Origin of the sequence: Aliiroseovarius sp. S1339, assembly GCF_023195695.1 — a bacterium.
Lineage (GTDB): Bacteria > Pseudomonadota > Alphaproteobacteria > Rhodobacterales > Rhodobacteraceae > Aliiroseovarius.
In genome coordinates this window covers 310268-325336 of the sequence record NZ_JALPQG010000002.1, presented here as the reverse complement: position 1 = coordinate 325336, position 15069 = coordinate 310268, and the positions used below count along the sequence as shown (strand labels likewise).

13 protein-coding genes are annotated in these 15069 nt (G+C 55.3%); 4 read left to right on the top strand and 9 right to left on the bottom strand.

Annotation, left to right across the window (positions count from 1 at the left end; translation table 11 throughout):
* Positions 1-169 precede the first annotated feature (169 nt).
* The gene (uvrB, locus tag MUY35_RS04580; RefSeq protein ID WP_282569179.1) at positions 170-2344 is read right to left on the bottom strand and encodes an excinuclease ABC subunit UvrB; all 2175 of its coding nucleotides are present in this window, start codon (positions 2342-2344) and stop codon (positions 170-172) included.
* Positions 2345-2927: 583 nt separating this feature from the next.
* Between uvrB and MUY35_RS04575 the strand changes: the two genes are divergently transcribed.
* Positions 2928-3239: an ETC complex I subunit gene (locus MUY35_RS04575; protein WP_248364234.1), complete on the top strand. Its 312-nt coding sequence runs from the start codon at positions 2928-2930 to the stop codon at positions 3237-3239.
* Positions 3240-3812: 573 nt separating this feature from the next.
* Here MUY35_RS04575 and MUY35_RS04570 read toward each other — a convergent pair.
* The 4 genes from MUY35_RS04570 to MUY35_RS04555 form a co-directional block, all read right to left on the bottom strand.
* On the bottom strand, positions 3813-4700 hold the full coding sequence (locus tag MUY35_RS04570) for a metallophosphoesterase (protein ID WP_248364233.1): 888 nt from the start codon (positions 4698-4700) through the stop codon (positions 3813-3815).
* Between the two features lie 114 nt (positions 4701-4814).
* Positions 4815-5741, bottom strand: coding sequence for an HAD family hydrolase (locus tag MUY35_RS04565; RefSeq protein ID WP_248364231.1), 927 nt, complete (start codon positions 5739-5741; stop codon positions 4815-4817).
* Positions 5742-5816: 75 nt separating this feature from the next.
* Positions 5817-6194: a DUF6634 family protein gene (locus tag MUY35_RS17155; protein ID WP_348984496.1), complete on the bottom strand. Its 378-nt coding sequence runs from the start codon at positions 6192-6194 to the stop codon at positions 5817-5819.
* A gap of 244 nt (positions 6195-6438) precedes the next feature.
* Complete coding sequence (locus MUY35_RS04555) at positions 6439-7320, bottom strand: metallophosphoesterase (protein ID WP_247034127.1); 882 nt, start codon at positions 7318-7320, stop codon at positions 6439-6441.
* Between the two features lie 424 nt (positions 7321-7744).
* On the opposite strand from MUY35_RS04555, the gene MUY35_RS04550 reads away from it, so the two are divergent.
* Together MUY35_RS04550 and MUY35_RS04545 are read left to right on the top strand one after the other, a co-directional pair.
* Positions 7745-8194, top strand: coding sequence for an antitoxin Xre/MbcA/ParS toxin-binding domain-containing protein (locus MUY35_RS04550; protein ID WP_247034129.1), 450 nt, complete (start codon positions 7745-7747; stop codon positions 8192-8194).
* A 517-nt stretch (positions 8195-8711) separates the two neighbouring features.
* Positions 8712-10136: a DUF2235 domain-containing protein gene (locus tag MUY35_RS04545; RefSeq protein WP_247034131.1), complete on the top strand. Its 1425-nt coding sequence runs from the start codon at positions 8712-8714 to the stop codon at positions 10134-10136.
* A 294-nt stretch (positions 10137-10430) separates the two neighbouring features.
* On the opposite strand, the gene MUY35_RS04540 is transcribed toward MUY35_RS04545, so the two are convergent.
* Both MUY35_RS04540 and MUY35_RS04535 read right to left on the bottom strand, forming a co-directional pair.
* Positions 10431-11024 (bottom strand): N-acetyltransferase, encoded by a 594-nt coding sequence (locus MUY35_RS04540; RefSeq protein ID WP_248364227.1) that lies wholly within the window; start codon positions 11022-11024, stop codon positions 10431-10433.
* A gap of 314 nt (positions 11025-11338) precedes the next feature.
* Positions 11339-11971 carry a tyrosine-type recombinase/integrase gene (locus MUY35_RS04535; protein ID WP_248364226.1) on the bottom strand — a complete coding sequence of 211 codons (633 nt, stop codon included), beginning with the start codon at positions 11969-11971 and terminating at the stop codon, positions 11339-11341.
* 211 nt (positions 11972-12182) lie between these two features.
* Between MUY35_RS04535 and MUY35_RS04530 the strand changes: the two genes are divergently transcribed.
* Positions 12183-12620 (top strand): GFA family protein, encoded by a 438-nt coding sequence (locus tag MUY35_RS04530; protein ID WP_248364225.1) that lies wholly within the window; start codon positions 12183-12185, stop codon positions 12618-12620.
* Positions 12621-13121: 501 nt separating this feature from the next.
* Here the strand turns inward: MUY35_RS04530 and MUY35_RS04525 are convergent.
* Positions 13122-14015 (bottom strand): haloalkane dehalogenase, encoded by an 894-nt coding sequence (locus tag MUY35_RS04525; RefSeq protein WP_248364224.1) that lies wholly within the window; start codon positions 14013-14015, stop codon positions 13122-13124.
* A 219-nt stretch (positions 14016-14234) separates the two neighbouring features.
* Complete coding sequence (locus MUY35_RS04520) at positions 14235-14984, bottom strand: lysophospholipid acyltransferase family protein (protein WP_248364222.1); 750 nt, start codon at positions 14982-14984, stop codon at positions 14235-14237.
* Positions 14985-15069 lie beyond the last annotated feature (85 nt).

The window sequence follows — 15069 nt, the reverse complement described above, 5'->3', positions numbered from 1 at the left end:
TTGACGAAGATATTCAGCAAAGGGACCGCTGCACTCAATGCCGATTGCAATCGAGCCGGTACAGACACCTGAGGAACTCGCCCATACTGCAAGAACTGGGCCACCAAGAGTTGGAGCCAAGAGCAAATATAGAAAGAATTTGAGAAAAGGGGTCCAGACAGTCAATGGCTTACCTGCCCCGACCTTTGCGACCCGCCCGTTGCCCCGGTTTGCCAGCAGTCGACCGCCCCTTTGTCTTGGTCGCCGCTTCCCCGGCGGCCTCAATCGCGGATTGCCGCGCCAAGGGGTCGTCGGCGATCGCGAGTTCCACCGCTTCCAGCCGGTGCACCTCGTCACGCACGCGGGCGGCCTCTTCAAATTCGAGGTTCTCGGCCGCTTTGCGCATCTGGGCTTTCAGGCCTTCCAGATGGGCCAGAAGGTTGTCGCCGACCATGGGCTTGTCGATGGTCGCCGTGACGCGCGACATATCGGTGTCACCTGAATAAAGACCCGACAGCACGTCATCGACGTTCTTCTTGACCGTCTCAGGGGTGATCCCGTGTTCGATGTTATAGGCCTTCTGCTTTTCACGCCGCCGTTCGGTTTCTTTCAGCGCGCGCTCCATCGAGCCGGTGATGCGGTCGGCATACATGATGACCCGACCTTCAGCATTTCGCGCCGCGCGCCCGATTGTTTGCACCAGAGACGTTTCCGAGCGCAGGAACCCTTCTTTGTCGGCATCCAGAATGGCGACCAGACCACATTCGGGGATGTCCAGCCCTTCGCGCAGCAAGTTGATGCCGACCAGCACGTCAAACGCCCCAAGGCGCAGGTCACGCAGGATTTCGATCCGTTCAAGCGTGTCGATGTCCGAGTGCATGTAGCGCACGCGGATGCCCTGTTCGTGCAGGTATTCGGTCAGGTCCTCGGCCATGCGCTTGGTCAGCGTTGTGACCAGCGTGCGCATACCGCGGGCGGCGACTTTGCGCACTTCGTCCAGCAAATCGTCAACCTGCATGTCGACCGGGCGGATTTCGACCTCTGGGTCAATAAGGCCGGTGGGGCGGATCACCTGCTCGGCAAACACGCCGCCGGTCTGCTCAAGCTCCCAACTGCTGGGCGTGGCGGACACGAACACCGATTGCGGGCGCATTGCGTCCCATTCCTCAAACTTGAGCGGTCGGTTGTCCATGCAACTGGGCAGGCGGAACCCGTGTTCGGCCAGCGTGAATTTACGCCGATAGTCGCCGCGATACATGCCGCCGATTTGCGGCACGGATACGTGGCTTTCATCCGCAAATACGATCGCATTGTCGGGTATGTATTCAAATAGGGTGGGCGGCGGTTCGCCCGGCGCGCGACCGGTCAGGTAGCGTGAATAGTTTTCGATGCCGCTGCAAAACCCGGCAGCCTCCAGCATCTCGAGGTCAAACTTGGTGCGTTGTTCAAGCCGCTGCGCTTCCAGCAGCTTGCCTTCTTCTTCGAACTGGATCAGGCGCACGGCAAGCTCTTGTTTGATGCTTTGGATCGCCTGTTTCAGCGTCGGTGTCGGCGTAACATAGTGCGAGTTTGCATAGACGCGCACCTTTTCCAGCGTGTCTGTCTTGGCCCCGGTCAGTGTGTCAAACTCGGTGATGCCTTCCAGTTCTTCGCCAAAGAAAGACAGGCGCCAGCCGCGATCCTCAAGGTGGCTGGGCCAGATTTCCAGACTGTCGCCGCGCACCCGGAATGACCCGCGCTGGAAGGCGTTGTCATTGCGCTTGTATTGCTGTGCCACCAAATCGCGCATGATGGATCGCTGGTCGTATTCCTTGCCGACCGTGATGTCTTGCGTCATGGCGGTATAGGTTTCCGGCGAGCCGATGCCGTAGATACAGGACACCGAGGCCACAATGATCACATCGTCCCGTTCCAGAAGGGCGCGGGTGGCCGAGTGGCGCATCCGGTCGATTTGTTCGTTGATCTGGCTTTCCTTCTCAATGAAGGTATCGGACCGCGCCACATAGGCTTCTGGCTGATAATAGTCGTAATAGCTGACGAAGTATTCGACCGCGTTGTCAGGGAAATACCCCTTCATTTCACCATAAAGCTGGGCTGCGAGCGTTTTGTTCGGGGCCAGAATGATCGCAGGGCGCTGCGTTTCTTCGATGATCTTGGCCATTGTGAAGGTCTTGCCCGTGCCGGTCGCCCCCAAAAGCACCTGATCACGTTCACCGGTTTCCAGCCCGCCGACAAGTTCCGCGATTGCCGTGGGTTGATCGCCTGCGGGCTGGAACGGTGTGTGCATGACAAATCGCTTGCCGCCCTCAAGCTTGGGGCGGGCCGTCGGGGCGAGGGTCGGGCTGGTCAGCGGGCTGTGGGTCATGCGAATCCTTCCGGCTCTAGAATGGTCACATTTTGTTCTTCTTCAAGAGGTAAGGAATACTTTACCCTTCCCTCCCCATAATTGGCGAGTTGAGCGGATTGCCCATTTTTCGGATTATGGGGTTAAGATAGAAGCTTTCGTCTATGTGAAGGCGCTTACCAGTTGGCAACCAAAGGTTGCAATAGTGCAAAGAGGAGCGAAAAGCCCCTTTTTGCTTTAGGCTATCTAAATACCAGAAATATAACGTAAAAAATTTGCCCCAAGACAAAAAATTTCTGCAAAAAATGCAACTAAAGGTGTTTTTAGTGCTTGCCGAAGCGCGAACGCCGCGCTAGGTTTGTCTTGCAAGCAGCAGAACGGACTGCCGGTGGCGGTGATACACCCACCCCACCCCACCCCTCGCTCCCTCGCCGTCCACCGGCAGTCACTCTGATTTTCCAAAACCACCACTCACGATGCGCTTCCGGCCCGCAGCTGGGCTGGAAGCCGCATGTGGGGTGCAACCACCATTTCATTGCCAAATCCGCTTGAATTACGATCCCGCATGCCGGATAAACTGCTCAGGCTTTCAAGGAGATTCCGGATGCGTGCACGTATTTATCAACCCGCTCGCAATGCCATGTCGTCGGGCTTGGGTAAGACCAAGGTCTGGCTGTTGGAATACGCGGCGGACGAATCGCGCGAGGTTGACCCCCTGATGGGCTGGACCAGTTCTGCGGACACGCAAAGTCAGGTGCGCCTGAAGTTCGATACGAAAGACGCCGCGCTGGCCTATGCGCGCGAACATGGCATTGAGGCCATCATTCAAGAGCCGAACAAGCGAAAGCCTATTATCAGGCGCGGCGGCTATGGCGACAACTTCGCCACCAACCGCCGAGGCCCCTGGACCCACTGACCCCCTGTAAATCGGGGCAAAGTTGTCTCGAAATCGGGGTAAGGATCCCGCGAACCACCGCCCGGATCAATAGGTTGGTCTCGTGACCGAAGCGCACACAACATTTAGAGCCATAGGTGACCGACCAGGTCGCCTTCTTTGTTTGTGTTGAACAGAGAGTCATTCCGATTGATCTCACACGATCCATCATTCGCAGCGAATGTTTCGAGGAACGGAGAGGGACGAGGGCGGCGACAAGGCACCATTAAACGAGGAGCGTGTTTCTCTCGGCGCGCGTAGGTTGTTTCGCGTAACCTGCAGATCGGGGACTATCGCGTGCAGACAGTTTGGCGCATCGGGATGGCCAGCGGATCATGGGAAAGCTTTACGCTTCTTGCAGCTTGATCGTTTGCGAGTCGGCCCGCCCCGGGTCACCAGTGAAAAAATTTAGTCGAGCCCGGTGCCATGCCGAACGCGCATCCCCTTTGCCGCGCGCATCGTTGAGGGCTTTGAGCGATATCTCATCGTGCAAAATCTAACCGGCTCGTCAGGACAACAAAGATGCGCTTTAACTTTATCGTCCGGTGACTTGTTTCAGACTAAGAATTTCTTCACCGCAGAAATCTGAACTTGGGCCTTGCCATGGTGGGACCGGAAGTGTGCAAAGGCCAATTGCGGTCGATATGCGGCACCGATATCGAGCGCGATTGTGCGATAGTCTTCGATTCCGTCGCAAACCTTCAGATCGTCGGGCGTGACAATATCTCGCCGAAGAGCCGGCGTGTGACCATGAACGATAACGGTCGGTTTATGGTCGCGCCGTTCTGGGTTTGGATCTTGCAAATCCCACCCCTCTCGATGTGACAGAAAAGGGTAACGCATTGTCGCCCAGTGGTCCTCGATTGCGAAAAAAAATCGATCCCGTGCCAGAAACTCGGCAATATCTCCGCAAGGACGAACGCCAGCATGAACAAAGAGTATTTCTCCAAGGTACTTATGGGTTGGTCCTTCGGCCATCCTATGCAGATATTCAGGATGCAGCACCCGCTTGAGTTCTTGGGTGATCTCGCCCGAGGAGTGCTTGCTTTCTGACATACCGATCTCAGCCAAGACGCTACCACCACCATCTGAGACCCAGCGAGAAAGCAGTCTGGGTGAAGACAGCGCGAAGATCAGAGACAGATCATGGTTGCCGGGCAGGACGTGCAATTCGTCCGCATTGGCAAACTGGGCCGCCCCCATCGCTATATTTACGGCGCGGATCGATTCAGGTCCGCGATCAATCAGGTCTCCGAGAAAGACCAGATGCCGTGTGCGCGCCTGTCTTGGCGTATTTTTGATCTCGTCCAACAGTTGTACAAGCAGGTCAGCCTGCCCGTGGACGTCGCCAATCGCGAATACTTCCATTTCTTCTGGCAAGTCGCTGGGCAGGCCTCGCCATGGCAAGCTATAAGAAGCATAGGGCTGCGGGTCATCAGGCATGGCTCTCCAATCTGTTCAGGTTGGGTTTGCGTGGCGACATTGGGCAAAATCAGCGCTGCGCCATTCGTTACTGAGATGCTGGTGAGCGGCTTGGCAATTTGCCGTCAGCGCGTTTCAAACGTCCAATATGGGATTCTGATCGAACTGCGACATCAGAGTTTTCCAAGTCCTTAATTCGACGTCATAACCAAGGTCTTCCGCGATCCCTGCGATGTTAAGTCGATCGACCGCTTTGGGGTTTTCAGTGTGAACAAGGATGAGTTTTTCGCCTCCCCCATACTTAATGCGGTGCAGTCTTTCATGCACGATCTCGCTGACATCAGACGCTTCGCCAATGCCAGCCGCGCCGAAGACAATCACGGCGTGACCTGCGACATTTTTTTCTATGGCTTTAAGGCCAAAACCTGAGGTCGCGACAAGACCTTCTATAATCAAGACTGTATCGAAGACGAAGTGACACCGCTTCCTGAAAAGCTCGGTGTCCCCCATGTCATAGATGTTCAGATCGAGCGGCAAAAGGACCGTATGTGCAAGCTCAGCGTCGTCTCCATGTCTGCCAGAAGCCAGAGTGCCGCGCCGTCGGTTATCAAGCGATTGCACCTGTTGCACTGCGTCATCGCCAAAACAGACGCGCATCCCAAATGAGGCTGGGGCTTCAATGTCGCAGCCTTCCGCATCACCTATGTACAGAATGTCGTTCGCCTTCATGCCAAAGCCCCTTGCCGCGCTTTCGAGCAGGACGGACCTGCCACCACGCGTTTCGGTAGCTTCCGATACGATGACCAGATCGGGATCAGAGGGTAAGGCGTCGATTGCAGATCTTACTTGAGCCTTTGGAAGCTCGGTTAGGACCACGATAGGCAAACCCGCGTCGTGTGCGGCCTGCCAGATTTCGGCCCCCCTTCGCGAAATATGAAATCCTAGATTGGCGTTGAGTTCTCGTGCAATCCGAACGTTTTCAGGCAGGGCCTGGTGTTCAGTCAAAAGTGATCTGACAAGATCAATGCAAATAGCGCGCGGTCTGCTGCGATGCGTTGTCATAATGGTCTCCACATACAATATAGCGGCCGGAACTGATTGTAGAATTCAAACAGCCCCCGGAAAGCTGCGGCGCTTTCAGACATCCTTGAGCCCCTCGCGGACCAAGTCTTCCGCAATGAGGGCTTGAAGCTCCGAGAATTCCAGCGCGCGGGCTCTCAACCCCGCCGCTTTCCGGCCCAATCGTTCGGTCAGATTGTCCGCCGTCGCTGGGTCGTTCAGCCGGTACCACCGCGACACTGTTCGCGCCCATGTTCTGCTGGCATCGATCCCGCAAAGCCGCGAAGTACTTATCAAAGGTCCTCTCAAGGTAGGGTGACCGGTCTGCATTCCCACAAGTATCGCCCCACCATATTCAGGATCACGGATTGCTATCCAGGGTGATATAGTCGGCGCATTTTTTAGATCATCAGATGTGGGGCCACTGATACCGAGTTCAAATGAACGACTTGTCATGCGTCTCATCAACTTCGAAATCAACCGCTCCCTGCAAGACAACCAATCACCTATTGGAACACACCGCGCTGGACCCACCTTAACGTATCGTACCGATGGGGTCAGGGCCTCGAATGCCTTAAGAACCTCAAGCGGAATCGAACCCGTCACCACATAAGAATCACCGCCCGAAGCCACAGAAATAACGGGGTCTGCTTGCTTCAGAGTTTCCAGAAGAATGAGGTCATAAGCATTCGGGTCCAACTCAGCTCTCCCACACGCATGCGTCGATTAGATAATCGCTTTCCGACCGGTGAAACTCGCGCGCGTAACCGACGCTCACGTTGCGCACATCCGTCTTGCCGACTATTGCGCGCAACCTTCTGTGGGAGTGACCGAAGAACCAAGCGTCGGGTTCAAACCTTTCGATCAGGTCCGTCATGTCAGAGTGAAAAGCTGGCGTGAGATCGTCGATCGGTCCGGCGACGGACAAATGCGGTCCGTGATGGGTCACAACAACAGTGCGGCCAGCATCGCCGGCAGGATGAGGTGTCATCAACCCGCGCTCAAGCCAATCTCGATGGTCACGGTGAAGTGCCAGAATATCTTCGGGTTCTATTTCACTGACCGACGGCTGCCAACCAATCCCGTCCCCGGTGGCCAGCGGTTTAACAGGGATCTCCTTCCAAATCTGTGAGTAATCCCGCATGATACGACCAGCGACACCCATGGCTTTCTCCGCGTCCCCGACCAGATCGAAATCGGTCCAGAGTGTGCAGCACAGGAGCCGTGTATCGCCATGGCGCAACTCCGCCTGCTGAACGAAATGCGCTCCAATCGACCGTGCGTGTTCGGCGAGAAGATGTTCGTCGGTCAATGCCGCGCCATAATAATCATGGTTTCCCGGAATGACGTAGATGCGCTCTGGCGCAATATGGTGTGTCAGATAGGAGAGGCCTCTGATCCACCGTGTCGGCGGCCCGTTTGTCAAATCTCCAGCAATGAGAAGCGCATCGAGTGAGCCGTCGAAGAGACGTTCAAGCCCGCTCGCAGTCACGACATTTTCACCAGCCCGTTCATAGCTGTCGATATGAAAATCCGCCAGGATTGCGATCCGGCCGCTCTCGTACGGTATTGTGTGATCCACGTTAATTTCCCTCGATCGGTCGGCAGAGCTTTGCCGTTACCTGACAGCGGAGCAAGATGCGTGTCAACTCATTAAATAACTGTTTTTAAAAGATTATTTGCGAATAATGAAGCCCTCACTTTTTTCGCGCATCTTGGGATATGGCGATGCCCTGTAAGGCAAGGCCGTACGCATCTTTTCCCTGCATTATTCGCAAGTATAGTCATTTGCGAAAAATCGTACGGATGGCACCAACGGCCCATTCCGGTCATTGATCGTCTAACAAAGCACCGCTGGGTAGCATCCGGAAGCAGGCATTGTTGACAACACAAAGCGCCCTATAATGCGTCGAGTAGCTGAGGAGGGGATCTTGCTGGAAGGTGAATCAAATTTGATAGCGTACCAAGTGACGCGTAGATCTTGATCAGATAGAAAAGGCGGCACTATGACCCACGTCACATCATCTGCTACCCAGTCTGGCCGTATCGCGGCTCTTCTCGGTCTCAAGAATGCCGCCAAAATGGACGATGTCGCACTCGCGGACAAGATCGCTGAGGGTCTTGAAGCACAGGCAGCCATCGCTATGGAAGCCGCCTTAGGACCGACGATCAATGTCGTCGGGCATATCATCCCTGAAGCTACATTCAAACGCGCGTACAAAGCGCGCAAGCCGTTATCGCGTGAGATGAGCGATCGCCTTTATGAGGTCGGTAGGGTCTGGGATTTAGTTTGTCGCAGTTACGACGGAGATGAGAATGCGGCTGCGGCCTTCTTATCGCGCAGCCACCCGTTTCTTGGTGGCCGAGCACCCTTGGAGCTTGCTTGCAGAAGTTCAGCTGGCGCAGATGCTGTGGTAAATCTGATGCACCGTGCGGAGGCTGGCTTCTCAGTGTGATGCAGAGATCAATGTCGGCATGCCGGATCTGGAATGCTCCAGACACAAACCGGCAAAATCTTCGATGTGTCAACAATTAAGCCCTCCGGCCCGACAGGATCCCATCGCGAGGGTAAAGTTCAGAGATGTCGGCATAGCCGCTCGGAACATCCAGCACGATGTGGATATTATTCGCCTACTCTCTCAAGCCGGAGCGCCCACTGGTTCTCCCAGTGACTTCCGTCGGCGGTTTCAGGCAGATGACGTCTGTAACAAGAGGGAGTTCTGGGCCGCCCGGACGGCTCTTTACCGACTTTCAGCGACCATACTGTATCTATGATGCAGCTTCCCGAAAACGGACGCTGACAACAGGTCCATGTGAGTTAGTATCGATGATAGGGAAGCGACTATCCTTATCGGCGTCATGGCCGCGCTTGATCCGCTAAGCGTCCGAAAAGGCGTGACATTTGGAGTTTGGTTGACGCCACTTGCCCGCTCAACGATACAGGAACAAACTATAAACGCGAGGCGACTGAGCATGTCAAAGAACATCATTATCTTTTCAGACGGGACTGGCCAAGTTGGTGGACTGCGCCCAGACCAACGCCTCTCAAACGTCTACAAGATGTTCCGCGCGATGCGGCCTGGACCTTCCTCCCCAATCAGTCCCGCCAACCAAGTCTGCTATTACGACCCGGGTCTGGGTGCGGGGGAAGTCGGAGGCTTCACACTCAAGCGCATAAGGAACATTCTCTCCGCAGCGGTCGGGACCGGTATCGATGAAAATGTCATCGACTGCTACGAGAACATCATCGCCAACTATGAGTCTGGCGATCGCATCATCCTCATTGGATTTTCCCGCGGTGCATACACTGTCCGAGCCGTAGCTAACGTGATGAACCTCTGCGGTGTCCCGACACGAATGCCGGATGGCACAGACGTGCCCAAGTTTGGACCACGTCTCCGCAAGATCGCCAGCGATGCCGTGAATTTCGTGTACAACCACGGCAACGGTCGTCCGCGAGGATTGCAGCCCCATTACGAACGTCGCGAAGAACTCGGACGGCGCTTCCGCCAAAAATACGAGAGCTACGTGCCTGACGCGGAAGAGGACGTGCAGGGCAACGTGCAACCAACATTCATCGGCGTCTTTGACACAGTCGCCGCACTTGGGAACGCTCAAGTAACGGTTGTCGCTTGGTCAATTCTTGCGGTTCTTGTGGGCCTCATCGCTTTAATGATCTGGAACTCCGTTAGCTGGATTTTCTGGGCACCTCTCGTACTGCTCTTTGGTCTGATCATGTACTGGTATGGAAAGCTGCGCTGGTCGCAGTGGAAGTATTTCTCTCCAGACGAGAGCAACCCTCTCCGGATCACCAACATCTGGGACTGGCCGAAGATCTGGAAGTTTGGCCACCGGGCTGTCTGGAACCTCGAGAATTACGACAAGTGGCTCGATTCTGACGTCGGCCATGCGCGCCACGCGTTGGCCATCGACGAGAACCGCAAGAGCTTCCCCCGTGTGAAATGGGCTATGCCTGCCGAGGCCAAGAAGACCGAGGGCCGCAACCCACCGTGGCTAATGCAACTCTGGTTTGCAGGATGTCACAGCGATGTCGGGGGCAGCTACCCCGAGCCCGAGTCACGATTGAGCGATATTGCGCTCCAGTGGATGCTCGAAGAGCTCAAGGAATGCGTGCCGGATATCCGAATCAACGATGATATGCTGTTCGTGTACCCGGACGCTTTGGCCATGCAGCATGAAGAAAAATTTATGTTCAGCTACGGACCTTTCAAACGTCGTTGGCCATCGAAGCCTCGAGAAATCCACCCGGGTTTTCCGCTGCATCCTTCCGTGCTTGAGAGATTGGGTGCCACAAAAGTATCTCATGTGGGAGAAATGAAGCCTTATCGGCCTGTGCAACTTATGGATCATCCAGGAGCAAAAGAGTTTTACAAATAGAAACACGCGATTAGGCATGAGTGCATTGCGGCCACGCAAAGGACGGCCCTTTGCGGTCATTCGAGACACCGAAACCTCGGCTGGTTGATTTCCCCGAACCGGACATTCATGCATCGTGCAACATTCTGATTTTTCGGACGGCGGCAACGCGGACAGAACAGACCGCGGTTGTGGTGCTTTCAATGACCGGTGTCAGCCCGAAGCGGACGCACCTCTGCTGGCTCGATTTTGCAGTGGCAGACCTCCGTCGCGCGGGCCGCGATCTGGCAAGTTGCGGACAAAGCTGTCGTTTAATCAATCGCTATTTGGCGGCTCGAAACATTGGAAACAGGGGGGGGGCGCTTGATCGGCTTTGATCAGGCCCATTTCTTTGAAGCCATGACGTTTATACAGCGACAAATTAGCTGGGTTTGTTGACTCCAAATAGGCTGGTCTTCCGTCTTCGTCACAACGCCTGAGGCAGGCCTCAAGCAATGTGGAACCTAACCCTTTTCCTTGGCGCAATGGATCGACCGCAATAAACGCTAGATGCCAGCAGTCGTCATCGGGGTGAAATTCATCCATTTGCCCGAACGTTTCGAACAATGCATCATGCTTTTCTGGTGCAACCGTCTGCTCGAAACAGGCAACAAGCTGTTCTTCGTCAGGGTGTATGCTTGGGGGAAGCCAAAGTGAGCCAGCAGTGAAATCATCGTTTCGAAACGCGCCACCGTGATCAAATGCACGCCCACCAAAGAAGTCCATTACCCGCGGGAAATGGTTTAGAAAATCTCCCGGTTCAGGATATAGCCAACGCATGAATGGGTCCGCAGAAAACCCAAGCGTCAGACCGCTCAGGACATTCGCAGCTTCACTTCGGTCTGATGCTCTAAGCATTGCAGGACTCATGGCCTTTCTCAGCGCGAGTATTCAAGTTGGAGCATGGAGGCCGCAAACACTCGTTGTCAATTGCGCAATATACCCTCCCGCTCGAGCTAGGATGGGTGTCTGCCTTAGGCTCTGACAAGCAGCTTGCCCCATTCATCATGAAGGCCCGCCGTCAGGAAGCGGCCCGAACATTGCAAAGCCCGCAATCTGCGCATCGCTGACATTCGTGCGATGCGCAGCATCGGTCAAAATAGGCTCGATCCAAACTACCGCCTCAGCGCGAATGTAGGTCCGGTCTATATTGGCGAACGGCATGGGCCGCCCGCCAACGTGGTTCAAATGTCGATTTGCTCGGCGATGCTCATCGCATCTTCAAGTTCGACGCCAAGGTATCTGACTGTGCTGTCAACCTTGGTATGGCTGAGCAGAAGTTGAACCGCTCTGAGATTCCCGGTTTTGCGGTATATCTCTGCTGCTTTGGTCCGGCGCAGCGAATGGGTGCCGTATCCACTGGGCTCCAGCCCGATCGCCGCCACCCAATCTCGCACAAGCCGACCATATTGGCGTGTTGAGATATGCGGGCGGTCGTGAAATCGGCTGGGGAATATGAAACGGCAGCCGATCATATCCGGCGACTTGACCCCCGAGGCAATCGTATCGCGCGTGTTTTCAGAGAGTTCGAACTGAACGGGCCGCTTAGTTTTACTTTGGACCACAGACACGCTTTCGCGAACGCGATCATCCCTCACCAAGTCGGTGATGGCCAGTTTCACCAAATCGCATCCGCGAAGTTTGCTATCAATCGCCACGTTGAACAGCGCAAGATTGCGCAAATTGTTCGCCAATTCGAGACGCGTACGAATCGCCCAGACCTGTTTTGGCAAGAGTGGTCGTTTCTGGCCGATAATCTGGCCTTTGTTCCAAGCTCTGCGTTTCGGGGTGACAGCGGGAAGTTGGGCTCTTGGCATGATATGCCCTCCGATCCTCCCTCCACGCCCAAGCATCAACACCGCGCTAACGATGTCATCGTACAAGCGGAGTGAATGTCTGCTCTCGGAGGTCAGCCGAGAACACCATTTCTGCCGATGCATTCGGCGGCAGTGAACCCATAGCGGGCCTGTAGCGATAATTCTCATTCAGGGCTACAGTCGACCCACCGGTTAATGTGTGGGGACCAAAATGAAAGTTGACGGCGGCTGCCACTGTGGCCTCATTCGGTATGAGGCGGAAATCGAAGCCGAGCGAGTGATCGTCTGCCACTGCACGGACTGTCAGACATTATCCGGCTCATCTTTTCGTATTGTTGTACAAACCATTCCGGGGAAGTTCTGGCTCCTTACAGGTGAGCCCAAAATTTACACGAAGATTGCAGAAAGTGGCGCGGGGCGCGAACAAGGATTCTGCCCGGAATGCGGCACACCAATCTTCTCGCGTCCGGTTGGCGATTGCGCTACGGCATTGAGTTTGCGGGTAGGGACACTAACGCAACGCAACGAGTTGATCCCGAATGATCAATACTGGTCCCGCTCATCCCAAAATTGGTTAGCGGGGCTGGAAAGCATCCATGCATGGGAGACTCAGCCAGTCTTCCGTGCTGATGGTGCATTCGATGAATGATCCGAACAAACAACGGCGTGCGACAAACTTCCGCTTCGTCCGCGAACTGTAAATTTGGGAAATAAGTCTCGCTGCGGCACGCTTGAATGGCTGGTTTTCACGCCGCGCAGCCGCGCTGAGAATGATGCGGTCGCGGCGGTTTTTCGTGCCGCGCGCGCTCGCAGCACAAAATGGCAATGACCGGTGAGGGCTCCAAGCCGACCTCGGAGACAGCGCAGCATCTGGCTCCGGCTGGCTTAGATCAGGGCGAGAACGGCCCATTCTGGACCTTGGCCTAATTATTAGGTGCTGCGGCGCGGCGTCCCCAGAGCGAACGTTGGTCGTCGGTCACGCAGCATTTTCATCGGCCAGGTGACGGCCCGGAGAACGATGCTGCCCTTCGCTAATTTGGTCAGTTGCTTGGGTTGGCCCGCAGCTATTTCTGGGGTTTTACAGAACTGATGGCGAACAAGACTTGCGCTGGACCCACCCCACTGGCTTTCGACTCCTGTGTATTGAAAGTTAAGTAACGGCGATGAACTCGAGCGTGGCCTCTACAAGGTCAACGGGCACATCTTCTTGCAGAAAATGGCCAGCATTTTGCAGAATGCGATGACGTTGCCCTTTGGCACCCGGAAGGCATTTCTGGAAAATTCTTTCGCCCCCGACCATGATCTTGTCTTCCGCGCCAAAGACCGTTAGCGCCGGGATCGGCAGGGTGCTGAGGATCTCCCATGCTGCCCGGTTGGGACCTGACGCCGGGTCATCAGGATTGTCCGGTACCAGCAGCGGGAATTGGCGTGCTCCTGCTTGATATCGTGCATCCGGAAACGGTGAATTGTAAGCTGCGACTTCGGCATCTGAGAGCTTGGACACGGTTCCGCCGCGCACGATGCGGCCCGCATTGAAGTCCTCCACGCTCTGGGAATAGTCGCGCCAGCTTTGAAAGGCTGCGCCAAGCGGATGGTCGCCAGTGGGTAATGCGGTGTTGGCGATCACCAGCCGCGCGAAACGGTTGGGCATGTGCGCGACAAGCCGCAAACCGATCAATCCGCCCCAGTCCTGGCAGACCAGCGTGATTTCGCGAAGATCCAATTGGATGACACAATCGGTCATCCAGTCCAAATGACGCTGATAGGTATAGTCTTCACGCGCTACGGGCTTGTCCGACCGACCGAAGCCGATGAGATCTGGCGCCACCACGCGGTGGCCCGCTTGGATGAAGGACGGGATCATGTGGCGGTATAGATAACACCAAGTTGGCTCGCCATGCATGACGAGAATTGGATGGGCATCTGGCGGACCTTCATCAAGATAGTGCATCCGCAACCCCGCACCTACGTTCAGGTAATTGGGGGGAAAATCAAAATCTGCCAGATTCTGGAACCGGTCGTCTGGGGTTCGCAGATATTCCATAGGGTGTCCTTTGCCTATTCAACGTGAGGCTGTGAGGCTTTCCTGTCCAAACATCAATGACAGGGGAAAGCATAGCACAAACTCTGCTCTTGGCCGACCTATTCCGGACTTTATACCAATGAGACGCTGTGGGACGAAACGCACATTGGTCGCGTTGGTTCGTTGCCTGTCAGAGCAGGGAAGCAACGCGCAAATTTAAGGGTGTCTGGATCGAAGGCGCTACGAGAGAACCGGCCGTTTCTCTGCCAGTTGACGATAGATGCAAACAAATTCTTTCTGCAATCTGTCGGCAAATTCGCGTGCATCAGCTTCGACGTAGCCCGCAGTCGGCACAGACTTGCAAAAACGTATGCGGACTTCGCCCGGACGCGCACGGAATGTACCGAGTGGCATAGCGTGATGCCCTCCTTGAAAAACCACTGGGATCACGGGCACTTGAGCTCTGATCGCAATGAGACTGGCGCCGATTTTGAAGCGGCCAACGCCGTCCATTCCCGACAGTCTCCCCTCGCCGCCCCAAGCAACTCTCTCGCCCTGTTTTGCTGCAGAGACCATGCGTTCCAGCAATTGATCGGTGGCTTTGCGGTTTCCCCTTGGCACCATCTCAATCGCGGCTTTCCGACAGGCCGCTCGGGCGAAAGGAAAATACGCGTAGAGATCAGCCGCCGCAGCACGGTCGACATAAGGCCACATCGAGACACAATAGGCCGCGACATCAACAAAGGACGTCTCATTATAGCAAAGGATGCAGCCCTTCCCCGGTTCGGGAAATTCGCCATCAAGTGATACGCTGACCTGACAAGTGTCGAGAAACCGACTGAAATGCCGGGCGAACAAATCACGCGCGTTTTCGCGGTCTTTTGCCCTGAGCGCGACTTGCGCATTTACGATTGGCGCTGCCGCCAAAAAGCGAAGTGATGCACGTCCGCCTCGCCAAATTTCCCCAATGTTTTTCGCAAAATATTTCATCTGACCGAACGCTGTTGACCTGCTTAGTCTCGGCCAGCTTTCGGTAAGATGCAAATCTAATGCTTTCTGCAACGCAGCATACGAT